General features: G+C 45.1%; 23 protein-coding genes. 18 read left to right on the forward strand and 5 right to left on the reverse strand.

Annotated features, from left to right (window positions below):
- Positions 1–16: 16 nt before the first annotated feature.
- Positions 17–304, forward strand: coding sequence for an Fpa/YlaN family protein (locus BK120_RS14625; RefSeq protein WP_054028048.1), 288 nt, complete (start codon positions 17–19; stop codon positions 302–304).
- Positions 305–334: 30 nt separating this feature from the next.
- Here the strand turns inward: BK120_RS14625 and cax are convergent, their stop codons facing one another.
- The gene (gene cax, locus BK120_RS14630) at positions 335–1393 is read right to left on the reverse strand and encodes a calcium/proton exchanger (RefSeq protein WP_076268247.1); all 1059 of its coding nucleotides are present in this window, start codon (positions 1391–1393) and stop codon (positions 335–337) included.
- Between the two features lie 235 nt (positions 1394–1628).
- Between cax and BK120_RS14635 the strand changes: the two genes are divergently transcribed.
- Both BK120_RS14635 and BK120_RS14640 read left to right on the forward strand, forming a co-directional pair.
- Complete coding sequence (locus BK120_RS14635) at positions 1629–1823, forward strand: hypothetical protein (RefSeq protein ID WP_076268248.1); 195 nt, start codon at positions 1629–1631, stop codon at positions 1821–1823.
- A gap of 111 nt (positions 1824–1934) precedes the next feature.
- The gene (locus BK120_RS14640; protein WP_076268249.1) at positions 1935–2318 is read left to right on the forward strand and encodes an Asp23/Gls24 family envelope stress response protein; all 384 of its coding nucleotides are present in this window, start codon (positions 1935–1937) and stop codon (positions 2316–2318) included.
- A gap of 51 nt (positions 2319–2369) precedes the next feature.
- On the opposite strand, the gene ftsW is transcribed toward BK120_RS14640, so the two are convergent.
- Both ftsW and BK120_RS14650 read right to left on the reverse strand, forming a co-directional pair.
- The gene (gene ftsW / locus BK120_RS14645; RefSeq protein WP_076268250.1) at positions 2370–3518 is read right to left on the reverse strand and encodes a putative lipid II flippase FtsW; all 1149 of its coding nucleotides are present in this window, start codon (positions 3516–3518) and stop codon (positions 2370–2372) included.
- A gap of 10 nt (positions 3519–3528) precedes the next feature.
- The gene (locus BK120_RS14650) at positions 3529–3873 is read right to left on the reverse strand and encodes a YugN family protein (protein ID WP_076268251.1); all 345 of its coding nucleotides are present in this window, start codon (positions 3871–3873) and stop codon (positions 3529–3531) included.
- Positions 3874–4208: 335 nt separating this feature from the next.
- Between BK120_RS14650 and BK120_RS14655 the strand changes: the two genes are divergently transcribed.
- On the forward strand, positions 4209–5354 hold the full coding sequence (locus BK120_RS14655) for an amidohydrolase (RefSeq protein ID WP_076268358.1): 1146 nt from the start codon (positions 4209–4211) through the stop codon (positions 5352–5354).
- Between the two features lie 28 nt (positions 5355–5382).
- On the forward strand, positions 5383–5865 hold the full coding sequence (locus BK120_RS14660) for a CBS domain-containing protein (RefSeq protein ID WP_179089805.1): 483 nt from the start codon (positions 5383–5385) through the stop codon (positions 5863–5865).
- Between the two features lie 58 nt (positions 5866–5923).
- Here BK120_RS14660 and BK120_RS14665 read toward each other — a convergent pair whose 3' ends face one another.
- The gene (locus BK120_RS14665; protein WP_076268252.1) at positions 5924–6769 is read right to left on the reverse strand and encodes a thermonuclease family protein; all 846 of its coding nucleotides are present in this window, start codon (positions 6767–6769) and stop codon (positions 5924–5926) included.
- A gap of 200 nt (positions 6770–6969) precedes the next feature.
- On the opposite strand from BK120_RS14665, the gene BK120_RS14670 reads away from it, so the two are divergent.
- The 10 genes from BK120_RS14670 (at position 6970) to BK120_RS14715 (ending at position 18600) form a co-directional block, all read left to right on the forward strand.
- The gene (locus BK120_RS14670) at positions 6970–8670 is read left to right on the forward strand and encodes a DNA repair helicase XPB (RefSeq protein WP_076268253.1); all 1701 of its coding nucleotides are present in this window, start codon (positions 6970–6972) and stop codon (positions 8668–8670) included.
- Positions 8667–10712, forward strand: a complete 2046-nt coding sequence (locus tag BK120_RS14675) for a helicase-associated domain-containing protein (RefSeq protein ID WP_076268254.1) — start codon at positions 8667–8669, stop codon at positions 10710–10712. Before BK120_RS14670 ends, BK120_RS14675 begins: the two co-directional genes overlap by 4 nt.
- Positions 10713–10782: 70 nt before the next feature.
- The gene (locus BK120_RS14680) at positions 10783–11277 is read left to right on the forward strand and encodes a YlbF/YmcA family competence regulator (protein WP_076268255.1); all 495 of its coding nucleotides are present in this window, start codon (positions 10783–10785) and stop codon (positions 11275–11277) included.
- A 121-nt stretch (positions 11278–11398) separates the two neighbouring features.
- Positions 11399–11662, forward strand: coding sequence for a YlbG family protein (locus BK120_RS14685; protein WP_053375618.1), 264 nt, complete (start codon positions 11399–11401; stop codon positions 11660–11662).
- Between the two features lie 287 nt (positions 11663–11949).
- Positions 11950–12375 (forward strand): hypothetical protein, encoded by a 426-nt coding sequence (locus BK120_RS14690; protein ID WP_372238996.1) that lies wholly within the window; start codon positions 11950–11952, stop codon positions 12373–12375.
- Between the two features lie 132 nt (positions 12376–12507).
- On the forward strand, positions 12508–13419 hold the full coding sequence (locus BK120_RS14695) for a selenium metabolism-associated LysR family transcriptional regulator (protein WP_076268257.1): 912 nt from the start codon (positions 12508–12510) through the stop codon (positions 13417–13419).
- Entirely contained in the window at positions 13410–14276 is an 867-nt protein-coding gene (locus tag BK120_RS14700) for a PHP domain-containing protein (RefSeq protein WP_372238994.1), read from the forward strand. The genes BK120_RS14695 and BK120_RS14700 overlap by 10 nt, the downstream gene beginning before the upstream one ends.
- A gap of 630 nt (positions 14277–14906) precedes the next feature.
- Entirely contained in the window at positions 14907–16256 is a 1350-nt protein-coding gene (locus tag BK120_RS14705; RefSeq protein ID WP_076268361.1) for a glycosyltransferase family 2 protein, read from the forward strand.
- A 15-nt stretch (positions 16257–16271) separates the two neighbouring features.
- The gene (locus BK120_RS14710; protein WP_076268258.1) at positions 16272–17378 is read left to right on the forward strand and encodes an acyltransferase; all 1107 of its coding nucleotides are present in this window, start codon (positions 16272–16274) and stop codon (positions 17376–17378) included.
- 118 nt (positions 17379–17496) lie between these two features.
- Positions 17497–18600, forward strand: a complete 1104-nt coding sequence (locus tag BK120_RS14715) for a glycoside hydrolase family 18 protein (protein ID WP_076268362.1) — start codon at positions 17497–17499, stop codon at positions 18598–18600.
- Between the two features lie 165 nt (positions 18601–18765).
- Here the strand turns inward: BK120_RS14715 and BK120_RS14720 are convergent, their stop codons facing one another.
- On the reverse strand, positions 18766–20529 hold the full coding sequence (locus BK120_RS14720; protein ID WP_076268259.1) for an Rqc2 family fibronectin-binding protein: 1764 nt from the start codon (positions 20527–20529) through the stop codon (positions 18766–18768).
- Between the two features lie 178 nt (positions 20530–20707).
- On the opposite strand from BK120_RS14720, the gene BK120_RS14725 reads away from it, so the two are divergent.
- The 3 genes from BK120_RS14725 (at position 20708) to BK120_RS14735 (ending at position 26363) form a co-directional block, all read left to right on the forward strand.
- On the forward strand, positions 20708–23491 hold the full coding sequence (locus BK120_RS14725) for a calcium-translocating P-type ATPase, SERCA-type (RefSeq protein ID WP_076268260.1): 2784 nt from the start codon (positions 20708–20710) through the stop codon (positions 23489–23491).
- 121 nt (positions 23492–23612) lie between these two features.
- Positions 23613–24443, forward strand: a complete 831-nt coding sequence (gene dapF, locus BK120_RS14730) for a diaminopimelate epimerase (protein ID WP_076268261.1) — start codon at positions 23613–23615, stop codon at positions 24441–24443.
- A 30-nt stretch (positions 24444–24473) separates the two neighbouring features.
- Positions 24474–26363 carry a bifunctional homocysteine S-methyltransferase/methylenetetrahydrofolate reductase gene (locus BK120_RS14735; RefSeq protein WP_076268363.1) on the forward strand — a complete coding sequence of 630 codons (1890 nt, stop codon included), beginning with the start codon at positions 24474–24476 and terminating at the stop codon, positions 26361–26363.
- The last annotated feature ends 194 nt before the right edge of the window (positions 26364–26557 follow it).

Consider the following 26557-nt stretch of genomic DNA (forward strand, 5'->3'; position numbering starts at 1 on the left):
CACAGGGGGGAAAACGATGTCTTCACCGGAAATTACGGTACAATTGCATGAGAAAGCGCTTCGTCTCCTTCAGGAAGATGCGAGTAAAATAGAAAAGCTAATCGAAGTTCAGATGGAAAACTTGACTACTCGTCAATGTCCACTTTACGAAGAAGTGCTAGATACACAAATGTATGGATTCTCGCGAGAGGTTGACTTTGCTGTTCGCGCCGGACTCATTGCAGAGCTGGCTGGCAAGGAAATAGTGAGTAGATTAGAGCGGAATTTAGCTATGCTATACGAAGCACTGGAAAGAAAAGAGTAGCCTCCAAATGGAGACTACTCTTTTTTTTGTTTACACGAGGTAGAACGCAATACCGAGGATGACATAGACCATAATAAGCAGCACGCCTTCATACCAATTCGTACGTCCATCACGCGATACTGATTTGGCAATAAAGACAGAAACGCCGATGGCCGTTAATTCGATAGGCGTGAATACGATATCCATCGTGTTTCCAAATAAGCTACTAACGAGAATGAGCACAGGCGCTACGAATAAAGCGATTTGCAAGCTGCTGCCGATCGCGATTTCTACAGCTGCGCCGATCTTATTTTTCATAGCCAGCATAACAGCAGCGCTATGCTCAGCCGCGTTACCGACAATAGCGATTACGAATGCCCCTATAAACAGCTCAGACAGGCCAAATTTCGCACTGAATGCGTCAAGGGTATGTACAAGCCATTCACTCACAAAGGCCACCATAACGGTAGCTAGGAGGAGGAAGAAGATTGACTTTCCTTTTGACCAGGCCGGCTCTTCACCGTGATCTGCATTCATGACGACATCAGAGAGCATATCCTTGTGAGTAACCATGGAGAACACCAGCCACAGAATATAAGCTAAGATCAGAATTCCGGCAACAGCAAGACTTAAAAACTGATCCTTCTCAAACGAAAACTTCTCTGAGACAACGAATACAGCTGGTACGAAAAGACCAATGACAGCCATGATCATAAGCGTGGAATTGTGATCAGCTAATCGGCCGTTAAATTGCTGCTCCTTATATTTCAACCCGCCAAGCAATATGCTAAGACCCAAAACGAGCAATAGATTTCCGATAATAGCCCCTGTCAAGCTCGCTTTTACCATATCGAATTGCTGCGCTTTAATCAAAAATATCGCGATGATGAGCTCTGCGGCATTTCCGAAGGTTGCATTTAGGAAGCCGCCCAGCCTTTGACCTGCATAATGTGCGACACTCTCCGTGGCTTTACCAAGAAAACCGGCCACAAAGATGATCGCGATGGCTGAAATGATAAATTGAACTGTGTTATCCCAGTGGGCGTAATGACCGATGGCACTAAGTGCAAACATGAGGATTAACCCTGAGAAAAACCATTTTTGATTCAAAGCGTTCACCTCTTCAAATAGTTGCTGAAAACCTGATAATACTATAGCGGAAATAAGCAAGCATGTAAACTTTACCAGTTAAAAGGTGTATTCGATATGTTTATCTGATTCATGGAGAAATAAACGGGGAGATAAAGTTATTGTCACATATTGGAGAAAGTTGGTAGAATGAAAATAGGATAAAAACCTTACGGAATTTGACAGAAGCCTGGCTGGTCGAACGATTATTAATGATATGCCTGGTTCAAAAGCTTCATGGACGAAAAAAAATCAACATTTGTATCTCGTTATCAATTACAAAGACGAGAACGCAGAGCTAAAGGAAATTGTTATGCTTGCCAACATTAATATGTTTAAGGTTTACTCCTTCGTAACGACGGTGAATCAAAAGCTAGCAAGCGCTAATGGTGGAAGAATTATCAATTTATAAGCATTTAGTTCAAATAACATCTTGTTCACAAAAGCTTTTAACACTCAGCTTTGCTGTGGTTATGTCCGTCTGCTATAATAAGCCTATATGGCAAAATGAGGAGTGAGTCACATGACAGAAGAACTTCAAACGGGTCTTATCCGAATCTCTGATGATGTAGTAGCAACGATAGCTGGACTCGCAGCGCTTGAAACGCCAGGCATTGCGGCAATGTCGGGCGGAATTTCCGAAGGACTCGCCAAACGGCTGAGCGGAAAGAACGTGCAAAAAGGTGTATCTGTTGAAGTAGGAACGACGGAAGCGGCCATTGATCTTCGTATTATTGTTCATTACGGCATTCCGATTCAAGAGGTATGTCGTCAGCTTCAACTGAATGTACGTGAATCTGTTGAGAATATGACAGGATTGCACGTTGTTGAAGTGAATGTGAAGGTAGAAGGCGTTGCCTTTAAAGAAGAAGAGCTGGAAGAAGTTCAGCAGCAGCGATTGAAGTAAATAAAGAAGGGTGCCTCTTTTATAAAAAGAGGCACCCTTTTTTTGATTCCATTAGCGCTTTGTAGGTTCTACACGGTTTGCTTCCCTCGATATGCTTAACAATACGCCGATAGACATTAGACAAAATAGCAATGATGAGCCGCCATAACTTATGAACGGAAGTGTAACACCTGTCAGCGGTATTGCAGCAGTAACGCCGCCTATGTTGACAAAAGCCTGAATGGCGATCAAGCCGACAATGCCAACACCAACAACTGTGCCGTAATGATCAGGACAGCGGAGTGCAACGATAAGACCACGCCATAAGAAAAATAAATAAAAGAGCAAGAAGAGGGCGCTGCCAATAAAGCCTAACTCTTCTCCAATGATTGCAAAAATAAAATCATTATAGGGATATTTCAGGTAATGCAGCTTCTGGACGCTTTCACCGAATCCGGCACCGGTCAAACCGCCGTGACCAAAGGCTTGCAGTGACGACACGAGATGCCAGCCTGTATCCTGAGAATCGCTGAGCGGATCTCTAAACACGGTAAGCCGATCAATTCGGTATTTCCAAGGTTTTGGATCAATCGCCATCGAGATACTGAATATGACGGTGAGAAAGAGGCCGATAATCGTTCCAGACATAAATACCTGCTTTAAATTCGCACCGCCAGCCATAATCATGACCGTAGCACATGCAGCAAGCACTAAGGTGGAACCAAGATCGGGCTGCATCATAATCAAGCCGCAAACGAAGCCGACGATAATGATAACCGGCAGCAGCCCTTTTTTGAAGCTGCGAAAATTATCGCCCTTCTTCGTTATAAGAGCACCAAGATACAATATGATGGCCAGCTTGGCTGGTTCTGTTGGCTGTATGCCAAGTTGTCCAATTCCAAACCAGCTATGTGCGCCATTGATCTCCTTGCCAACAAACGGAACGAGAAAGAGCATGATGACTACTGGAATGAAAAATAGCATGAAGAGGCGTTTAAATACTTGATAACGCAAATTCATCATAAACAACATAACCACTATGCCAAGGCCAGCCCACACGAACTGGCGCTTGGTGAAATACAAAGCATCTTCCTTTGTTACGACCGCGACACTTGAGCTTGCGCTGAAAACCATAACAAGCCCAAAGCCAACGAGCAGAAGAGTTAAAATGAGAAGCAGAAAGTCCGGTCTTCCACGGCTACCGTTCTGCGTGGCTTTCATGTCAGCACCGTTACGCTAACAATTGTTTCAATTGCTGAAGTCTTTGCGTCGCCGTACTCATAATTGGCTGTGGAATAGGGGACTCATACTCAAGACCATGCGGGAAAGTGGAGCGTCCGATATAAACCGATTCGATAATTAGAACGGCATGGGGTGATTCAAGCTTACCTTCAATGGCTCTTGTTGTAATTCTCAAATAATAATCGGATCCGCTCGCGTGATCCTCAAGTTTCAAGTCGTATGTAGCGCGATAGTATTCCCACTGCCAACGGACAAAACCAACTTTTTCAGCAGATTCGTCTAAGTGGTCAAGTTCGCTTTTAACACCGTTTAAGCCGGTATTTTCAATAATCATGGTAGTTCCTCCCAAAGGTTTTGTGAAGCAAAACTGACTTTACTAGCATATGCTTCCATTTCAAAAGACAGAGTTGTACATTCTTTTCTCATGATAGTATGTTTCCCCAGCAAGCGCAACCCTTACTCCCACCCCTTGTTGTGAACAAAAGTGACATTTTGAAGAAAACTAATATTCCTAACGATTTAGTGATGCATTTGCTTCCTAATTAAGCCGTTCATCTGGTAAACTAAATGGCATGATAGGATTCGTAGTTTTTTTGAAAATGTAAGGGGGTTTGCGATTTGCAAACAGAGGATATCGTAGATCTACAGCTAGAGCAGCTATTTCCAAAAATGATTAATTGGCGCAGACATCTTCATCAATATCCTGAGCTTTCGTTTCATGAACGAGTAACGTCAAGCTGGATTGCTACCCAATTAAGCGAGCTGGGTATTGAGGTTCAGACAGGCGTTGGCGGACATGGACTAATTGCAACCATTAAGGGAGATCAGCCAGGCCCAGTCATAGCGCTGCGGGCTGACATTGATGCACTTCCTATTCAAGATGAGAAAAAATGCGAGTATGCGTCTAAGGTGCCAAACGTTATGCACGCATGCGGTCATGATGCACATACATCTACGCTTCTAGCGATTGCGTCTTATTATTCGGCTAATCGATCCGCTATTTGTGGTGAGCGCAGACTGTTGTTCCAACCAGCCGAAGAGGTTACACCTGGCGGAGCAATGCCGATGATAAAGGATGGAGCACTGGATGGAGTTGACGTCATTTATGGCGTTCATCTGTGGACGCCGCTTGCTTATGGCTTGGTGTCGTCCAAACCAGGAGCCTTTATGTCTGCTGCGGATGAATTCGTTATTGATATTGTGGGACGAGGCGGTCATGGGGGATTGCCGCATCAAGCAATTGATGCGATTATGATTGGTTCAACGCTTGTGCAATCCGTCCAATCCATTGTAAGCCGCAATGTGAACCCGCTGCATCCGGCTGTGGTGACTATCGGTTCTTTCCAAGCAGGTACGACCAATAACGTTATTGCGGAACGTTGTAGATTAAAAGGAACTGTCCGTTCGTTTGACGAGCAGACGAGAATGATGATACATGACCGGCTCAAGTCGCTTGTCACGCATATATGCCAAATGCATGGCGCGGAATTCGATTATCAGATGAGGATTGGTTATCCGCCCGTCGTAAACGATGAAGAAGAGGCTGAGCGTTTCTTCAAGGTCGGCGAAAGGCTGTTCGGTGAAAGCGCGGTTGTGCGTTCGGAAGCCATTACGGTTGCTGAGGATTTTTCTTATTACTTGGAAAAAGTGCCAGGCTGCTTTATGTTTGTTGGTGCTGGCAATGAGAGCTGCGGCGCAACGTATGCGCATCATCACCCTAAATTCGACATTGACGAGAGAGCGATGCAGCGGGCAGCAAGGCTTCTGATTGGTATGGCTGAGGAATATGCGAGCGGAGTTGTTTCAACCGCATAAGAGGGGATGCTCAGGTTCTAAAAAGGTTATGCTAAACCTCGTACTTATAATCGAGGAGGTATTTCCGCTGAAAACGTTAAAACAAATTATGTCGACAGATTGTGTCACAGCGACTTTGCTTGATAATGTATACGAGCTTGCTTTAAAAATGAAGGAGCATGATATCGGATTTATTCCAATTGTAGATGGCAAGAAGCTGATAGGGGTAGTCACTGATCGAGATTTAGTCGTAAAAGGATATGCAGAGAAGCATCCTGGCTCAGCTGCAGTAGCTGAGGTAATGAGTACGGATGTGGCTACGATAACTTCTGACGCATCTCCCGATGAGGCCGCGGAGCTGATGGCATCTAAGCAGATACGCAGACTTCCGGTTGTGGATGATGGAGAACTAGTAGGGATTCTGGCAATCGGGGATCTTGCTGTTCGAGATATATTTGCTGATGAAGCCGGGGAGGCGCTTAGCTCTATTTCGGAGCGAGAGTATTCAGCAGCTCCTCCAATGGTTCATTAATATAAATAAAGGCTGTCTAAGTGCGTCGATAAACGCGCTCGGACAGCCTTATTTGTTATTAGTCTTCCCATACAGCTACTAATTCATTGTATTCGTTATAAAGCTCAGCAGGATCCGATTCCTTGTTGTTCCAAATATTTGTTGCTCCCCAAAGGAGCAGGTCATCATCTGATGAACGCACCTCATCTGCTGAGGAAATGACTACTCTTTTCTGTGCTTTCAGGACATATTGGCCAAACGGATAGGTTTGATTGCCTCGAACGCTAACCAGCTTCCAGCCTTTCATTTGAATGGCATCATCCGTTGTATTCGTTATAGTGACAAGCTCGGCTTGTTTGTCCACCTCAATCGTAATGCCGCTTCGCGCCGCTTTTTTTACAGGGAAGCTTGTGTGATTAATTTCGGCATCATTACTCCATAAACCTTGCTTAGCTTGTTCAGCTTGCTGCTCCAGCTGCTTGTATGCGTTTTCCATCTTGACGTTAGGCTCTATGATGAGCACCTTCGCAAGACCTTCCTCAATAAGTGCCTCGTTTAATATTCGTCCATCCTTCAGCTCCACGATTGCGAGCGTACGATCGTAGCGATCTTTAAGCTCCTTATCGAAGGTAAGCCTAACCTCTTGCGACTCTGTCAGAAGCGTCTCAGTGAAGGCAGCAGCCTCGGGTCCGAATGGATCGGCTGGACTATCTTGTTTCTTGGTCTCCGGCGTATCTACGTAAAGTAGTCGAATCGTCGTTTCACTAGAACCTGTTTTGATTTTGAAAGTATCACCATCTATAAAGCCAGCTACCTGATACCATTGGTTGGTTTGTATAACGTTCGAAGAAAGCTCGGAAATGGCCGTACAACCGGCAAGCGGCATGCAAATGAGCATGAGGAGAATGATTATAATTCTTTTCATAGATGCGGTACCTCCACCCCAATTTGCAGTTTAAATACAATCTTCTTATTACTATAACACATCTTGAACATAAAAATCGCGCAGTTGTCCAGATACTTAAAGCATAAAATTGTGTTAATTTCTTCATACTGTGAGGAAGAGAAAAATCTAGGTTATTTTTTTGAGAGGCCGTTTTGATGAATTTATGAAGGAGGAGAATGATGCAGCATCCAAACGATCGGCCATTAATTGTGCAATCAGACTTAATGGTTCTGCTTGATGAACGCAAGCCGCATGCACAGCAAGCTAGAGATAAGCTCGTTCTCTTCATGGATGCAATTAGAAGAGCTGGAGCGATCCATACTTATCGAATGACACCTTTGACTCTCTGGAATGCAGCAGCGGCTGGAATTACTGGAGAAGAAATCATAGGTTGGCTAACAGAATACAGCAGATACGAGCTGCCATTTCAAGCGGAGGTAATGATTCGCAAACTGATTAGCAGATATGGCAAGCTGTGGTTGTCTACGGAATCGAACAAACTGATGCTGCACGGAGAACAAGCTATTTTGGATGAGCTTTCGGAACAATCGTCAATAACAAGCTGGGTAAAAGCACGGCTTAATGCCGCTTGGGAGCTTGATGAAGGCTGTAGAGGCGCCTTGAAGCAGGAGCTGACACGACTTGGATATCCTGTCATTGATCTAGCAGGCTATCATGTGGGCGAGGAACTCCCGGTAGAGCTGAGGAAGCATACGCTGCGAAATCGTTTGTTTGATTTAAGGGACTATCAGCAGGCTGCTGTCGAGCTTTTTTATAAGGAAGGCAAAGTGGAAGGAGGAAGCGGCGTAATCGTATTGCCTTGCGGAGCGGGTAAAACCATTGTGGGAATTGCCGCATTGGCTCGTTTGGGCAGAGCAACGCTTATTCTTACCTCTAATTCTACCTCCGTAAAACAATGGAAAGACGAGCTGCTGGATAAAACGTCGCTGTTGGATGAGGATGTTGGTCAATATTGCGGCACATTGAAGCAGGTACGCCCTGTTACGATAGCAACTTACAATATTTTGACGCATCGCAAATCCAAGGAGTCTCCTTTTACCCATATGAAGCTGTTCTCCGAACGGGATTGGGGGCTAATTATTTACGATGAGGTGCATTTGCTGCCAGCTCCAGTCTTCCGGATGACTGCAGATATACAAGCGACAAGACGGCTTGGATTAACTGCGACACTCGTACGTGAGGATGGCTGTGCTGAGGATGTATATTCATTAATAGGTCCAAAGCAGTTCGACATGCAATGGAAGACAGCCGAGGCTGGCGAGTATATAGCAGCCGTAGCTTGCACGGAGATTAGGGTTCCACTACATAGAAGTAAATCGGCTTTGTATGCACAGGCCTCTGCGCGTTCCAAGCTCAGATTGGCTGCGGAAAATCCCGCAAAAATCAAAGTTGTAGAGCAGCTATTGCGGGAGCATGCAGGCAAACCGACTTTAATTATTGGCCAGTATTTGCACCAGCTGCACGAGCTGTCCGCAGTTATTGGCGCTCCCTTGCTGACGGGAGAGGTGCCGCAGCTCGAGAGACAAACGCTTTATGACAGCTTTAAAGCAGGCGACATATCAGTGTTAATCGTATCCAAGGTAGCTAATTTTGCAGTGGATTTGCCTGATGCCTCCGTAGCCATTCAATTATCCGGCAGCTTTGGCTCACGACAAGAGGAAGCGCAGCGGATTGGGAGATTGCTGCGGCCAAAAGCGATTAACAATTGCGCATGGTTTTATACCATTGTAACGGATCAGACGAAGGAAACGGAATTTGCGATGAAAAGACAGCTTTTTATGCTGGAGCAAGGGTATCACTACGAGAGACTTAGCTTGCCTCATGATGAAGACAAGCTTGAGGAGGCTGCTGCTCTATGAAAATGAAACAGCTGCTAGGCAAGTTATCTGCAGAGCGCTTGGATCATATGATGCAGGGACCGCTATGGCAGACAGCTGGTCAAAGAGGACTGTCATGGGGAGAAGCAGCGGTAGATGATGAGACAATCCGAGAAGCTGTATCTATGTTCTCGCCGTATGCAGCGGAAGTATTGACGGAAATGCTGCGTTATTTTGCAGCTGCTCCCGCAGACGGAGAACGGCTCCTTAAAGTTCTTCGGAACAGCACAGGCCTCTCAGGGGCGGAATGTCAGCTCGCATTGGCAGAACTTGAGGAATGGGGCGTATTATTTACGGTACATAAAGTATGGGGAGAGAGTCTGTATTTTATGCCTGTAGAATGTTTTGCAGTGTGGCAGAGGATGTTATTCCCATACAAAGCTGAGGTGCTGACTGAGCAACAGAGGGAAAGACTAATGAATGGTGTCATGCGACCTTATTGCAGGCCGCTTGGCAGACAGCTGCTCAGTGCCTTTTCGTTATTGGGGAAGAGCGGCTTATCGCTTACGACAAACGGCACGCTTCCCAAAAAAACGATCGCTAAGCTGCTGCAAGCTTTAGATCTGGAGGAATGCTGGCTTAAAACATTTGATCTAAAATGGTCCTACTCGGATATTTATCCCGTACAGGTTGCCTTCATTTTGGAAGCGGGTTTTGCATTTGGACTGTTAACAGCAGTGAATGGGGCATTGAAATGGAATGATGACCAGCTTAGAAAATGGCTTATGCTTGATGAGACTGTGCGAGAATATCAATTAATGAATTGGTGCTTGGCGCTGCTGCTTCCAACCGCAGGTGGAAATGCCCATTTGGCTGCCTCGTTGACGAGCCTTCAAGCAGGTGAATGGTATTCAAATCAGCGTGCGGATATGTGGCTTCATGAGAATCGTATCGTTGCCGATATAGGCCAGGAGCAAAACATAAATCGAAATCAACCAAGGCCAAGCTGGTTCGGTTTATGGCATAATCTAGGCTGGATGGAGCTGGTAGATTGTCAGCAAGCAGCGAGCAATGAGTTTTTTTTTAGATGGAAAGCAGCTGCTCCATTACGTAAAGATTCTCCGGTGCAGGTACAAGATTTGGATGCAATTGTAACCGTTCAACCGAATGGGGAATTGATTGTACAACCAGAATGTCCCTTCTGGATAAGGTGGGAGCTGGAGCTGATAGCTGAACGCAAATCAGATGAGCAGGTTTCTGTTTACCGTCTTGAAGCGGCATCAATTACAAGGGCGCTGGAGCAAGGAAGATCAAGAGCCTCCATTCAAAGCTTTCTTGAGCAGGCATCAGGCGGAAATCATTTGCCTTCTACGGTAATCGCTCTGTTGGAAGTATGGACGAGCCGTGCTAGCCGTACTTTCTTCGCCGAAGTTGCGCTGCTGCGCTGCGATAGTGAAGAGATGGCGGCAATAGTGGAAAATGATTCTGGTGTAGCCCCTTTATTGATGGAGAAGCTTGGTCACTTGGATTTCATTGTTGAAAAGTCTCGTATAAGTGAGATTCGAGCATGTTTGCAAAAAGCAGGATATCCCGCACGCAAAATGGTTCAGACAGATTTTGCGAATGATGAATATAATTACCCATACGTTAGTTTCGATATAGAGGGATCGCGCTTACTTGAGCTTCTGCCGAAGGAGGAATCAAAAATACCCGCTCTTTCTTATATTTATGAAGCTTTTCCGCTTCATCATTATGAACTCAGTGATTTAGAGGCTAGGAAAAAACCGCTTTTTTTCTCTGAAATGGAGCTTGTGCCTTCCATGTGGACAAAGCAGCTGCGTGCATACCATCATTCGACAAGAAAAGAATTAATCGAGAAGGCATTGCAATGGCAAACGCCTGTACAGCTTCGCATGGAAAGAGAGCTTCGTTCGTTTGTGCCTGAGAAGCTTGAGCAGCAAGGCGACGGCTGGGCCGTCGTTGGGCTGCTGCGTGATGACCCGCAGCGAGAGCAGATCAGGCTGACTCCAGATATGTGGGAAGAGATGTGCTTAGTGATACCAGGTCAAGGCAGCCCAATATAATCTCTATCTATTGGCTAATTAAATATGATATGATAGTGTAGAATTTAGCGAATGGGAAAGAGGTGGATAAATGCCAACTGCTGAAGGTTTAACGGCTATTCAGTTGGAGCAACCGCAAGGCGGCGTTTCTTCTCTCGATATGGCGTCGCTGCTGCTTTGCGCCTATGATTTAGGTGATTCGATTAATCAATCGGCGGAAGTTGCCGAATATTTATATTGGAAGTCTGCTGTGAATGAAGATGAAGAAGTGAAGCAAATTACCAAACGGTTCGATAAAGCGAAGATACTGTTTGAGGAATGCCAACGATTCGGGCGCTTTCATCCTGACTACAACGAAGCGAAAGACAAAGTGAAGCAAATCGAACGAGAGCTAAGCGAAATTGAAAGCGTTCGCCGCTTCAAGCTAGCCGAGCAGATCGTCGATGAAATGCTTTATGATGTATCCCGCACGATAGCGGAGTCCGTTTCGGACAATATTAAAGTGCCTGGCAATGAAAAAGCTGCCGGCGGCGGTAGCTGTGGAAGCGGCGGCTCATGCAGCTGTGGAAGCGGCGGTTGCGGTTAAGTTGAAGCCATAAGAGCGAACAAGGAAGAAGCATAGGCTTACGAAGTGAGGTTTGCTCCGCAAACCTAAGTAGATGCTTACGAAGTGAGGTTTGCTACGCAAACCTTTGAGGAGGGAAAAGATGCTACCGGATCGAACAGGTTATATCGTTTGGGTAAGTGATTTGAAAGCGGCAAGATCACTGGAGAGGTTCGGGACGGTTCATTATATGTCGCGGAAGATGCATTACGTTGTGATGTATATGAATGCGGAACGCTCTGAAGAGGCTGTGCGGCAGATGGGGAAGCTCTCGTACGTACGGAAGATTGAACGATCTTATCGAAACGAGATTAAGACAGAGTACAGCAAAGACAGCGAAGATAAAACTAGATTTTATAGTTTGTAAAGGTTTAGTCGAAAACACTCGTCTGATGACGTTGTTCGTAAAGCTAATCAATCGCATAACGAAGGAAATATTGGTAAAAACTTCAAAACATGCACTAAAAGACGTTTCACGGTGTGCAATAACACTGAGAAACGTCTTTTTTTTATTATAATAGCCAAAAACTTACAAAAATGGTCGGACTTTAATTTTTTGTTGTAATCTCGGACAATCGTGATAGAATGGAATTAAATTCATAGTATAAAAGCCCTGGTTCTTTGGAAGGAGTAGGTTGCGAAGTGAAAGATAGAATGACGAGAAGATGGAACACATATGAGTCGTTTTATATTGATCTAGGTGACAAAAAAGTAGCGGATATCGTTATTACAAACCATGCCAAAAGTCGTTGGCTTGACCGGATAGAAAGCGAGAAAACCGGTTATGAAGATATAGCTGAATATTTATGGGAATGCTTGAAACAAGGCCGCATCGAGCCTTATTACCGCAATGAGCAGGACGTTTATTTAATTGACGACGATCTCGTATTTGTTGCTGAATTTGCGGACTCGATGACAGAAACGGATATAACCGGAACTCCGCTACATAAAATGATCATAGTAACTTTCCTTGGGCGCATGTCAGAAACAATCGAGCTAAGGGATCTAAAGTCCTACTATTCGTGGCTTCGCCATTCACGGCGCATGACTCTCGTCAAAAGCAGCAGAAAAAGAAAATGAGACTTTGTACCTATATATCAAAGAGTGGAGCGTCCAATCCTAAAACAGATTGCACGCTTTTTTTGTGCGTGTTGTAAGATTCTGTACAAGGTTTATAGTATAATAAGCACCAGAAGAAAGGATGATTGAACGATGGCGCTTAATTTTCATCAACTGCACATATTTTGCACGGTTGCGGAACGCGGCAGTTTTTCAGCTGCAGCGCAATCATTACATATGACTCAGCCAGCCGTTACGATGCAAGTGCAGTCACTGGAAGATTATTTTGGCACGAAGCTGCTTCAGCGATCAACGAAGCGAATCGAGCTTACAGAAGCTGGACGGGCTCTTATGCCTTATGCGCAGAGGAGCATCGATCTTATACGAGATACAGATCAGGCGATGTCAGCATTCACGAAGCAGCTTAAGGGAAGATTGCAGCTCGGTTCGAGCTTAACGATAGGTGAATATATTCTGCCGCGCTTGCTTGGTCCTTTTGGACAGGAATATCCGCATATTTCGATTAGTATGAAAGTTATGAATACATCGCAAATTATGGAGGATATTTTGAATCATCAGCTTAATTTTGGATTAATTGAAGCTCCTGTTAATCATCCCGATATGCATATGGAGGCGGTAATGAGCGATGAGCTTAGATTGATCGTATCGCAATCGCATCCATTAGCCGATCGAGAATCGGTTACATTGGAAGAAGCGATGGAATATCCGTTTGTTCTGCGTGAGCAAGGCTCGGGGACAAGACTTGTCATGGAGGAGCAGCTGAGGAAAAAAAATATAGATCCTGCATCGATGAAAATCGTAATGGAGCTGGGCAGCACTGGCGCTGTCAAATCAGCTGTTGAAGCAGGCCTTGGCATATCATTTATTTCATCTTCCTCTGTCAAACATGAAGTTGCGCTTGATTTAATTCGAATGATTAAAGTGTCGGATTCCAAGTTCCAACGACAGTTTTATTCGATATACTTAAAATCGGCTATATTGCCGATATCAGCTGTTACTTTTCTAAGTTTTTTGAGAGAGAGGGATTTGCAGCAATGGCTCTAATGAACGGACTTGCTGATTTGCATACGCACACGACGGCTTCTGATGGCATGCAAAGCCCCGCGGATAATGTTCGTCTAGCCAAAGAAGCAGGGCTTGCTGCGATTGCTATTACAGATCACGATACGGTGGCTGGTGTAGTTGAAGCATTGCTTGAAGGCGAACGATTAAACATTACGGTGGTTCCCGGTGTTGAGGTGAGCACGGTGGCAGAAGGAACGGATATTCATATTCTCGGTTATTACACGAATAATGACGACGAGAAGTGGTTATCGCGTCTTTCGAGTTTGCGCGGGCTAAGAGATCAACGGAATGAAATGATTATTACTAAATTAAATGAGCTTGGCGTTGCGCTGTCCATGGATGAAGTTATCGCTGCGGCTCATGGTGAAAGCTCGAAGGAAGAGCTGCAGGCAGCCGAAGTAAGTATTGGTCGCCCGCATATTGCTGCTGCACTTATTCAAAAGGGTTTCGTTCAAAATATGAAGGAAGCTTTCGATCGTTATTTGGCTGCCGGCGCCGCGGCGTATGTCAATCCACCGAGATTGACTCCATTTGAGGCGATTGACTGGATTAGAGAAGCGGGAGGCACAAGTGTTATTGCACATCCTGGTTTATACAACAATGATTCTTTAGTCGAAGAGCTGGTTCGCTATGGTGTGCAGGGCATCGAGGTGTTCCATTCCGATCATGGACCGGAAGAAGAGCAAAGATACGGGCAGCTTGCAGCGGACTTCAATCTGATCGTTACAGGTGGATCGGATTTCCATGGATCGCGTCAAGGCGTTGTATTTCATGGCGAGGTGGGCAGCCGTACCGTAAATGCAAGCGTGCTAAAGCAGCTTCAGCCTTCAGGATGATGATCTTAGCAATCTGAGGACTTGAAGTTAACGCTTTACTATGCAATGAAACGAATTGTTAATGAAAGAGGCAATCTTAAGGGCTTATAACCTTTGGATTGCCTCTTTTTTGCGGTTTCGGGCGAATTTTTAGCATCTGGAAAATGGCGGTATAGATATTTGTAGTTATTATGCAGTTTTTGAATTAATAAATCATAAATATGGTTTTAAACACCATAATTCAATATAAATATGACAAAATGGTGACTAAAACGAGCAAACATAAATTTCATAAATCATTTACAAAGTGAAAATTATAGATTTTGTCGATTTTTATTTAATAGAGGCTGTCAAGAGAAAACCCACTAGGAAGGTTGGTTATACGCTTTCAAAAAAATGGACTATCAGCTCATTCCTCTATTAACACCCTTGATTCGACAAAATCTGCAAATGATTGGAAGTTAAATATTTGGCTTTTAGCACGTAAACTGAAGGAAATGATAGAAAACGATAGATAATAGAAGATGTATTCGTTTTATTGAAAACTGGTGAGATTTTACAATTCTGATCATGATGAGATAGGTTGAAAGTAGAAAAAGAAACGTAGCCATGGTTCGTAATCGCCATTGCTAAATGAAGGAGTGGATAGTTATTCAGTACATGCTGTATGCGACAACCGTTGTTTTTCTCATCTTTCAACTGCTGTATACGGTTATTCCGTTGTTCTTCAGCAAGGTGCGAAAGCTCAATAACGAGCTTGATGAGAAGTCGTTATCGGTCCTGGTTCCTGCGTATAACGAGGAGCTTACGATCAAAAATTGCATCGATGCGATGCAGGGTCTGCATTATCAGAATCATGAGATCATTATCGTAAATGACGGATCTAAAGATCGTACCTTTAACAAGCTGCAAGAGCTATTGGACCTTCGGAATGATTACAGAAAGGCTAGTCAAAAACTGAAATATAAAAGAATTAGAGGTTTTTACCGTTCAAGCAAATTTCCCAACATCTACGTCATGGACAAAATGAATGGCGGCAAAGCCGATTCACTTAATGCTGGCATCGATTATGCGAATGGCGAAATTGTTATTACGCTTGATGCTGACAGTATGCTGGAAGTAAACTCCTTAAAATACGTAAACCAATATTTTCACGAAAGCGACATTATTGCCCTAGGGGGAACCGTCAAAATCGTACAAGGCGCAGAACGACAAGACGGCGTCATTATGGAGAAATTTATAGGAAAAGGCATTATAAAGAGCCAAGTAATTAGCTATATCCACAGCTTCTACGTCCGCAAATTAACACAATCGCTATTTAACTCCATCGTCGTTATCTCAGGGGCATTCGGAGCCTTCTACAAAGAACTCATGTTTGATGTGAACGGGTTCAGAAGCACGGTTGGCGAGGATATCGACATCACTTTGAAAATCCACGAGTACATGAAAGCAAATAAACTCAAAAAAAGACTGGTCTACGCGCCGGAGGCGGTATGCTACACCGAATGTCCGGAAAATATGAAAAACTTCTACAAGCAGCGTATTCGTTGGCAGAAAGCGTTTGTGGATTGTATCCTCATTTATTGGTCGAAATTATCTCGGAGCTTCAGCATCGGCGTCAGCTTGTTTTTTGCAATCGACGGCTTCGTACTCGGTACGTTAACCGCATTTACGACGATTTTCCACATGGCGCACGCTATTACATCGGGCAGCGGCATATGGGCAGCGATTGTACTATTCCTTGTCACGATGTTAGTGAATGCAATTCAAATCGTGATATCACTCTATTTGTGCAAAAAATATGGCAGTAATTATTCGTTGCTAGATTATATTAAAATGTTCGGATTTAGTCAGTTGGAATTGTTCACTTACCGATTTGTGCTCCTCTACATTAACATCATTGGAACATTCAAATATTTTGACAATGATGAAGGATGGGGTTTTGTCGAACGCAAGGGCGTCGCATCCATTAGCCAAAATACAGTGGCAAGTTCGAGATAATATTGGAGGGACATTATGAGCAACACAGCCCATGTTCAAAATAATCGAATTATGTATATTGATTTATTAAGGATTCTTTCCATAGTAGCCGTTATCGTGCTTCATATTACTGCATCCTTGCTGACCCGAACGAATGATTTTACGACAACCTCATGGTGGGTCAGCAATGTGTTCAACTCAATTTGCCGCTTTGCAGTTCCAGTATTTTTTATGATCAGCGGTGCCATGATTTTGAGAATCGAAGTGAAGTCCTACAAAGGATTTTATAAGAAAAGAATACTGCCTCTGATCATTCCTTTGCTTACATGGTCATTAATTTATGGCTATTACAAGGAGTATTACATACTCAAGAGCCAAATGAGCGCGTACGAGTTCATACTCGATTTTGGCAAGAAATTAGTAACAGACGGAAACTACGTTCATTTGTGGTTTTTGTACGCTATTATTGCCATTTATATGACCGTTCCGCTAATTGGCAAGCTCGTACGCTCATGCAGTGAGAAGGATCTGAGATATTTTCTGATCTTATGGTTTATCGTCAGTATCTTGTACCGGCTAGTATCCGACATCTTCGTACGCCTAACCGATCAGCACCTTTATGTGCCTAGTATGAATATTCCGTTTTTTATGGGCAATTTAGGTTATTTTGTGCTTGGCTACTATCTCTTTAATGTTGAGCTTCGTCCCGTTATTAAGCATACATTGTTTAATCTTGGCATCTTGTCCTTTTTCTTAACTCCAATATTGACTTATGTAGTGTCCTCATACGGCGGGGTGCTGGACGAGATGTTTTACGGCAACTATTCCATTACAAGCTTCTTAATGGCGATCGGAGTGTTTCTGTTTTTTAAGGAAAAAGATACGATGATTAGCCGGAAAACAAATTATAAGGTTAAAAAAGTAATTGGCTCCGTCTCTACGGCAAGCTTCAGCATTTATTTAATCCATCTCTTGGTGGATACGATGGTTTCAAGGGATGTGGCTATCGATGCAACATTCCTTGAGACGACATTAAGCCTTCTGTTTAATATCGTTGCGATTTTCTCGATTAGTTATATCGTTGTCAAAGTGTTTAATTTGAATCGGTGGGTAACGCATATTTTATTCGGCGGAAGGGGGTAGCGGGGTGAATGTGAAGAAGACGGTAAAAGGGAAAAAAACGATAACTGAGCGAAAAGGAAATAAAGCGCTAAAAGTAAATTTTTTGACCAAAGCGCTTGTGGCTGTGCTTCTTGTTGGTATGGGCATTTACTTCTACCAAAGCGTAAACGCAGAGGATCGGAAGTTGTCAACGGTATATATCGAAGCCTGGCGCGACCCGAAGGATGTAAGATTATCGGAGCAGGGCGTAGATATCGCCTTTGTTGCCTTCGCCAAAATCTCCGGTACTGGCTTGTTCTTTCATGAAAAAGAAGAAGGGAACAAGCAGATCAAACAAAACATTATGCAGCTCAAAGCCAATAATCCGAAGACAAAATTTGTTCTTGCCGTTGGGGGTTACGGCGTAGATGGCTTCTCAGACGCTTCGCTCGACGGCAATCGATATTTATTTACGAAAAATATTATTGATTTGGTCAAGGAGCTTGATCTCGATGGTGTCGACATTGACTGGGAATTTCCGGCCTTTGACGCATGGGGAACCGTAAAGGCGAGTCCAAAGGATACAAAAAACTTCACAAGCTTAATGCGAGAGCTAAGAGAACAGTTAAACCTGCTGCCGCATAAAGGAAACAAAAAGTATATTCTTACTTTTGCAGCAGGTACACAAGATTGGTATTTTAAAAATGTAGAAGTAAAGGCCGTGGAAAAGTATGTCGATTTCATCAATGTCATGAGCTACGATCTGACTGGCAGATGGTCCGAAACGACAGGATTTAATGCTAATCTTTACAAAGATAAAGGGAATAAAGCGACTCAAAGCGTGGATCAGATCGTGCGAGCTTTTCTGGATCACGGAGTTGATAGCAAGAAACTGCTGCTTGGCATCCCAGCTTATTCATATGGCTGGACAGATGTGAACAGTGATGAAGATGGTTTTTTTGCCAAGGGTAAGCCAATCGATATCGAGAAAGTAAATATTCATTATCGAAATATTGAGGATAAATATTTGAACAAAAATGGATTTAAGCGTTATTTTGACGATCAAGCAAAAGCAGCTTACCTATTTAACGGGAGTACCTTCATTAGTTATGAAGACAAGGAAGCTTTGCGAGAAAAGGTCAAATACATCAAGCAAAAAGATCTAGCAGGTGCGATGGTATGGGAATATGCACAGGATGCGGAGAATGGAATTATTCAATACTTGTCGGATAACTTGAACAAGGATCTAGGTACTGAGGAGTAGATAGAGGAATAAACGAGGCCAGGAAGCTTTATTGAAATACAACAAAAGGGAACTCCTTATCCAAGGAAGTTCCCTTTTGTCTTTTGTTTGATGAAAATTTTCGGACGCTGCAAATCAAGAGAATGCAGGCACCAACGAGTTTGTTGCAGTACCTCTTAGAACTGTTTATTTCAGTTGGCATGCCAGCGATTTGATACGTCGCTCGTCCGGTGTAATGAACAATGTTTTCTGATTGTCATAGATAACAAACCCCGGCTTAGCACCGCTAGGCTTACGTACATGACGTATCGTTGTGTAGTCTACGGGAATCGAGCTGGAGTCGCGAGCCTGACTATAATGCGCAGAGAGCATAGCGGCTTCTTCAAGTGTTGCATTGCCAAAGTCTCCGCCTTTTATAACGACATGAGAGCCAGGAATATCCTTTGTGTGCAGCCATGTGTCAGAAGGTGAAGCAAGGCGGTTCGTCAGGTATTCGTTTTGTGTATTGTTTTTGCCAACATACATCGTTACCCCCTCGGAAGAGGTATAACAAAGCAAGGTTGGTTTAAGCGTTTTTTTCTTCTTTGGACCGCGGCGTCCACGTTCCTTCATATAGCCTTGTTCCACGAGCTCGTCACGAATTTCGCTTATATCGCCAAGCGAGGCGTTATCGACCTGCTGAAGCAAGGTTTCAAAATATTGAATTTCTGTACGAGCGAGCTCCATTTGCTCAGCCACGATGGATAGACTGTTTTTGTGCTTCGTGTAACGCCGGAAATAACGCTGAGCGTTGTCAGAAGGAGTAAGATGCGGATCAAGATCAATCTTTATTACAGCTTGCTCCTCATCATAGAAGTTGACGAGCTCAATCGTTGTGTCGCCGCGCTTCATCTGATGCATATAGGCAGTAAGGAGCTCGCCAAGCACCCGATATTTTTCAGCATCCTTCGCTTCAACGAGCGTATCCTCAAGCTTTTTGATTTTTGTAACGTTTTTGGCTTTTTCATTTTGAACGAATCGGATGAGGTCAGCAGCGCGCTGCTTAACGGTATCGCGTTCAGCTTTATTGCCGTAGAAACCTTCAAGGCAGGCACTAATGTCTGGGAATACCGTTTCTTCTCCATCGATATGCGTAAGCTCAGTGACAGAGAAAAATGACTTACCGGTATCTGCGTTGGTTTTAATTGTAGGTTTATAAATGTCTTGCTTTACTTGTTCCATAAAGCTAGAGAAGCTCTTCCAAACCGCCACTACGCTTTCCTCAGAACCTTGTTCAGCCTCTGGAAGCACATCTGCACCTGCCCGATGAACCAGCTCTTTGGCGAGCAAAGGGCTAAAGCCGCTTAGCTTGTCGACTAGTCTTTTGTAAAGAGGAGCGGCTTCATCCGTATCGCTTAAAGCGTCCAAAAACTGCTGCTCATTCACAATCGAAAGCGGATCTAGTTTGCCTTGCTCAGGCGGAGAGGTATAGGTGCTGCCGGGCAATACGATGCGGTGACTGCTTATGGCTGGCGTTACATGATGGATGCCATCGTGAATGAGGCCGGTTGAAGGGTCCATCAAAATAATGTTGCTATGACGCCCCATAATTTCCACAACAATCGTTTTATTCGATAAATCGCCGAGCTCGTCCCGATGTTTAACCTCAATATGAATGATACGCTCCCGACCAACTTGACGAACGGATTCAATCAGTCCGCCTTCGCAATGCTTCCGAAGCAGCATGCAAAACATAGGCGCTTCCATAGGGTTGACATACGTACCGGTTGTCCAGTGCACCCTTGGATAGGTTGGGTTGGCGGACAAGAGCAATTTGCCCTGCATGCCGGCTCCGCGAATGCTAAAAACGAGCTCATGATTGGTAGGCTGGTGAATCTTATGTATACGCGCTCCGACACAGCGCTGTAGGTCTTGCGTAATTGCATGGGTGACGATGCCGTCTAATGCCATGATGTTGTTCCTCGCTTCCTTTGTAAGTCTTTCTCTATCATGCCATAGTTGAGCCAAAAACTTAAGTCTTTTATGGGATATTTTAAGGGCTGTCCGAATACATTTACCCTATAAAGGCTGTCCGAAGGGCCGACAACTTAGCTGCTTGGCTCGGCATATTACAGGAGGGAGTTAAACCATGGAACAAATGAAATGGCATCAAATGGGGACAATTGAGCTGATTGACGCATTAGTCAGCTCCCCAGATCAAGGACTGACTACGTCGGCAGCGGCGCAACGTCTAGAAGAAAATGGAAAAAACGAATTGTCTGAGGGCAAGCGTGTCTCGCCGATTTTGTTGTTCCTTAATCAATTTAAGGATTTTATGGTACTCGTTTTAATGGGTGCAACGTTGATTTCTGGCTTGCTGGGCGAATATTTAGATGCAATTACGATTGTTGCGATCATTGCTCTCAACGCCGTACTTGGATTCGTGCAGGAATTTCGAGCGGAGCGCTCATTGCGGGCGCTTAAGGAATTATCCGCTCCGACAGCCAAGGTTATTCGCGGAGGCGAACTACTGACCGTTCCAGCGAAGGAGCTTGTGGCAGGCGATCTTATTTATTTGGAAAGCGGAGACCGCATTCCGGCTGATGTGCGGCTGCTTGAAGCCAATAGCTGCTATGTGGAAGAGTCCGCTTTGACAGGGGAGTCTGTCCCTGTTGGTAAGCACGCTGCAGCGATTGCAGAGGAAGACTTGCCTTTGGGTGATCAGCGCAATATGGGCTTCATGGGAACGATGCTCACAAGGGGAACTGCTCGCGCAGTCGTCATTCGTACAGGCATGGATACGGAAATGGGTAAAATAGCAGGTTTGATCCAACAGACTGAATCGATGGAAACGCCGCTGCAGCATCGTTTAGAGCAGTTAGGCAAAATATTAATCGTTGTGGCGATCGGCTTGACGATTATGGTAGTCATTGCAGGTATTTTGCACGGCCAGCCAGCGTACGGCATGTTCCTTGCAGGTGTTAGCTTGGCGGTAGCAGCTATTCCTGAGGGGCTGCCAGCAATTGTGACCATCGCTTTAGCTCTTGGCGTACAGCGGATGATTAAACGGAAGGCAATCGTTCGCAAGCTGCCTTCGGTTGAAACATTAGGCTGCGCATCTGTTATATGCTCGGACAAAACAGGGACGCTGACACAAAACAAAATGACGGTTACCCATGTCTGGATTGGCGGCAGACAGCTTGAAGTGAGCGGAGAGGGCTACGTTCCAAATGGCGCAATTTATGAAGCTGGCAATGCGCTTGACATTAAGCATGATTTATCAATTAAACGTCTCCTTCAAGTCAGCGCCTTGTGCAATAACGCACAGCTGTCGAAGGTAGAAGCTGTAGATACGGGCAAGCGCAGAAACAAGGAGCAGCATGAAGAGTGGATACTTAAGGGAGATCCAACTGAAGGAGCGCTTGCTGTACTTTCAGCTAAGCTGGGCTCCTCTGCCAAATCATTGGAGCCGCTATATAAACGGGAGAAGGAATTTCCATTTGACTCGGAGCGGAAACGGATGTCAGTTGTAGTATCGCACCAAGGCGGGCGGCTAATTTGCACCAAGGGTGCGCCTGATTTACTGATGGATCATTGCTCTTATGTTCTTTGGGAAGGGAAGGTCGTTCCGTTTACGGCAACGCTGAAGCGCAAATGCGCTGAAGCAGGCGAAGTTATGGCGCAGTCAGCGCTTCGTGTATTGGGACTTGCTTACCGGGATTTGCGCGCATCCGACGCTTGCGAGACCGAAGAGGACGTAGAGAGTCAGCTTGTATTCGTAGGCTTGACTGGGATGATCGATCCGCCTCGCCGCGAGGTGAAAGAAGCGATTACGAACTGCAGGCGTGCGGGAATAAAAACCGTTATGATTACCGGAGATCATCAGCTGACAGCAGAAGCAATTGCAGGACAATTAGGCATTATGCCGCGCGGAGGCATCGCAATGAGCGGCAAGCAGCTGGAGGCGATGTCCGATGAACAGCTCGACCGGCTCGTAGACAATATTTATGTATACGCGCGTGTGTCGCCAGAGCATAAATTGCGTATCGTCAAAGCGCTGCAGCGCCAAGGACATGTTGTTGCGATGACAGGCGACGGCGTAAATGATGCTCCAGCGATCAAAGCAGCGGATATCGGAATTTCGATGGGCATTACAGGAACGGATGTATCGAAGGAAGCGTCTGCGCTCGTTCTGAGCGATGACAACTTCTCGACAATTGTAGCTGCTATTGAAGAAGGAAGAGGCATTTATGAAAATATTCGAAAATTTATCCGTTATTTATTAGCTTCAAACGTTGGCGAGATACTTGTCATGTTTCTTGCGATGATGGCAGGATTGCCGCTTCCGCTCGTTCCAATTCAAATTTTGTGGGTCAATCTGGTCACGGACGGACTGCCGGCAATGGCACTTGGCGTAGATCAGGCAGAAAAGGATTTAATGCAGCAAAAGCCTCGTTCGGCAAAGGAGAGCATCTTCTCCCGCAGGCTGGGCTGGAAAATTATAAGCCGAGGCATTCTGATAGGTGTATGTACGCTTGGCGCTTTCTGGATTACGCTTCAAGACGGGCCAAACAATGCTGCGCACCTAATGAAGGCGCAAACGGTAGCTTTCGCTACTCTCGTTATGGCACAGCTCATCCATGTATTTGACTGCCGAAGCTCGCGTTCCATTTTTCACCGTAATCCGTTCCAAAATAAATACTTGGTGCTTGCCGTATTGTCTTCGCTAGTGTTGATGATCGGAGTGCTTTATATCGATGCATTGCAGCCTATCTTCAAAACCGTTCCACTTAACTTCCGTGAATGGTGTCTCGTCTTTGTAGCTGCGGGAATTCCTACTTTCTTAATGGGAATTGGTAGTGTATTCGGCACCTCCAAGAAAAATAAAGGTAAAACGAAATGGCCGTTAGGCCCTCAAACCGCGGCAAGATAACGAAAAAATACAAATCTTGATACAAATTATGAATAGCCTTTCTCCTTGCTTTGCGGTATGCTATTAGCAATTAATCATAGTTTTATCATACCTAGAGATGTAGCAAGGAGAGGGCATTCAGATGAATTTTACAAAAATGAACGGTTTGGGAAATGACTTTGTGGTGATTGCAGGCGAGCAGCAGCTTCCAGAAAATGTTGCGGAATTAGCTATACAGCTTTGCAACCGGTTTTTTGGAATCGGGGCAGATGGTCTCGTTTATATTTTGCCTTCAGAAATCGCGGATTTCCGTATGCGCATTATTAATTCTGATGGCTCAGAAGCTGAGCAATGCGGCAACGCCATTCGCTGCGTCGCTAAATATGTGTATGATAATGGCTTAACCGATAAAGAAGAGATTACAATCGAAACACTTGGCGCAGGCGCTCAAAAAGTGCAGCTCACCGTTCAAGATGGCAAAGTGTCATCTGTTCGTGTAGATATGGGAGAGCCGATTCTAAATGGCCACCGCGTACCAACAACGATCGATGCGGAGCAAGTCGTTGAACATCCGATAGAGGTGGACGGTCGTGAATTCCGTTTTACCGCTGTATCGATGGGCAACCCTCACTGTGTCATCTATGTTGATGATGCTGTGAATTTTGATCTAGGCACTTGGGGTCCCAAACTTGAGACACATCCGTTATTTCCACGTAAAATAAATGTTGAGTTCGTTACGGTGAACTCCCGTACGCATACCGATATGCGCGTCTGGGAGCGCGGTGCAGGACCAACGCTAGCTTGCGGTACAGGCGCTTGCGCAACTGTAGTTGCTTCTGTACTCACTGGCGCAACAGATCGGACAGCAACGGTTTCACTTAAAGGCGGAGACCTATTGATTGAGTGGAATGAATCCGATAATCATGTATATATGTCTGGACCAGCTGCAGTATCATTCTGCGGCGAGTTTTAAGAGCAAAGTAAGATGGGTGGTATGAATATAATGAAACCGGATTTGAGGGAAGCGCTCCAGCAGCGTATCTTGACCGGGGACGGCGCGATGGGAACCTATCTATATCAGATGGGGTTCCCTGTCGGCGTTTCTTATGAGGAAATCAATACGAACCGTCCCGATGTAATCGAAAATATTCACCGTCGCTACTATGAAGCTGGCGCACGCGTAATTGAGACAAACACATTCTCAGCCAATCTTGAGAAGCTCTCGAAATATGGCTTAGAAGACGAAATGGATGCAATTAACCGTGCTGGTGTACGCGCAGCTCGTGCAGCGATCGGCAATGATGCTTATGTTGTAGGCGCTGTTGGCTCCATTCGAGACGGCAAGCTGAAAAATTTACGAACAGCTAAAGTAATTGAAGCCTATCAGCGGCAAATGCATGCGCTGCTTGATGAGGGCGTGGATGGTCTTTTGCTGGAAACCTTCTATGATCTTGATGAAATGCTGCTTGCCCTTAAGATTGCTAGAGCAGCGTCGAATGTTCCTGTTATTTGCCAGTTTGCAGTCGAGGATGTTGGCCGCACGCAGGACGGGAATGGCATGAAGGGAGCCTTCGATTTACTGCAAGAAGAGGGCGCTGATATGGTTGGATTTAATTGCCGCAGCGGCCCGAATGGGATTATGAGAGCGATCGACTCGATAACGGGGCCAGTTGGCTTACCATTATCGGTATATCCGAACGCAGGTATACCCGACTATATTGATGGCAAATATACGTATCCCGCAGGACCTGAATATTTTGCAGAGACAGCCTTGCGCTTTGCAGATCGCGGCGCTCGCTTGATTGGCGGCTGCTGCGGTACGACTCCTGAGCACATTAAGGCAATTGCCGAGGCGCTAGATGGTTATATTCCGCAGCTCGGACAAGCAGCTGTTCATTCGGCTGCAGCAGAGAGAATTGTTGTAAAGCCAGTTGAGAAATCAGCTGATACAGCAGAAGCTGCGCCACTGAAACAAACGGTGCAGGAGCCTAACATTGTAGATTTGGTTCAGAAGCGCCACACCGTTATTGTTGAGCTTGACCCGCCGCGTGATTTGGATATTCGCAAATTTATGGCTGGTGCTGCTGCTTTGAAGGAAGCAAAGGCGGATGCGGTTACGATGGCTGACAACTCTCTAGCTGTTACGCGAATGAGCAACATTGCACTCGCAGCGCTTGTCCAGGAGAAAGTAGGCATTCGTCCACTCGTGCATATCGCATGCCGAGATCGCAACTTGATTGGTACGCAGTCACATATGATGGGTCTTGATGCACTCGATATCGATCATGTGCTCGCTGTAACTGGAGATCCTGCCCGATTTGGCGACTTGCCGGATTCGAGCTCCGTATATGACCTTACTTCCTTCGAGATGATTCGTATGATTAAGCAGTTGAATGATGGAACAGCCTTCTCAGGCAAGCCGCTTAAGCAAAAAGCGAAGTTTGTTGTAGGCGCCGCATTTAATCCTAATGTGAAGCATTTAGACAAAGCGGTCCAACGGCTTGAACGTAAAATTACTTCGGGTGCAGATTACATTATGACGCAGCCTGTCTATGACCCAAGCTTAATTGAGCGAATCGCAGAATCAACGAAGCATTTGTCAGTACCTGTATTTATCGGAATTATGCCGCTTGCCAGCGGACGGAATGCCGAATATTTGCATAACGAGGTGCCTGGTATCCAGCTATCTGATGAGGTTCGCCAGCGCATGGCGGGTCTTGAAGGGGAAGCGGGCCGAGCGGAAGGCGTGCAAATTGCAAAGGAGCTGCTCGACGTTGCTTTGCCGCATTTTAATGGCATATATTTAATCACACCGTTTATGTTCTATGATATGGGTGTTCAGCTTACCAAATACGTTTGGGAGAAGACTGAGCGTACACAACTAAATAGATAAATAGATGCGAAAACAGCCTTTTTTTGCTTGTTTTCGCATTTTCGCTTGTTCGTTCGTGAAAAATCAATTAAAATGAATCATGGATACAGATGCCGCACATATTCAGCGTGGTAAGGACAGGCTGCCTAAAATCGTTTATAATGGCTTCTAAAGCCTGTAACGGAAGTATGTCCGACACTTTTTTCGTCAACAAT

This window comes from Paenibacillus sp. FSL A5-0031, from assembly GCF_001956295.1.
Lineage (GTDB): Bacteria > Bacillota > Bacilli > Paenibacillales > Paenibacillaceae > Pristimantibacillus.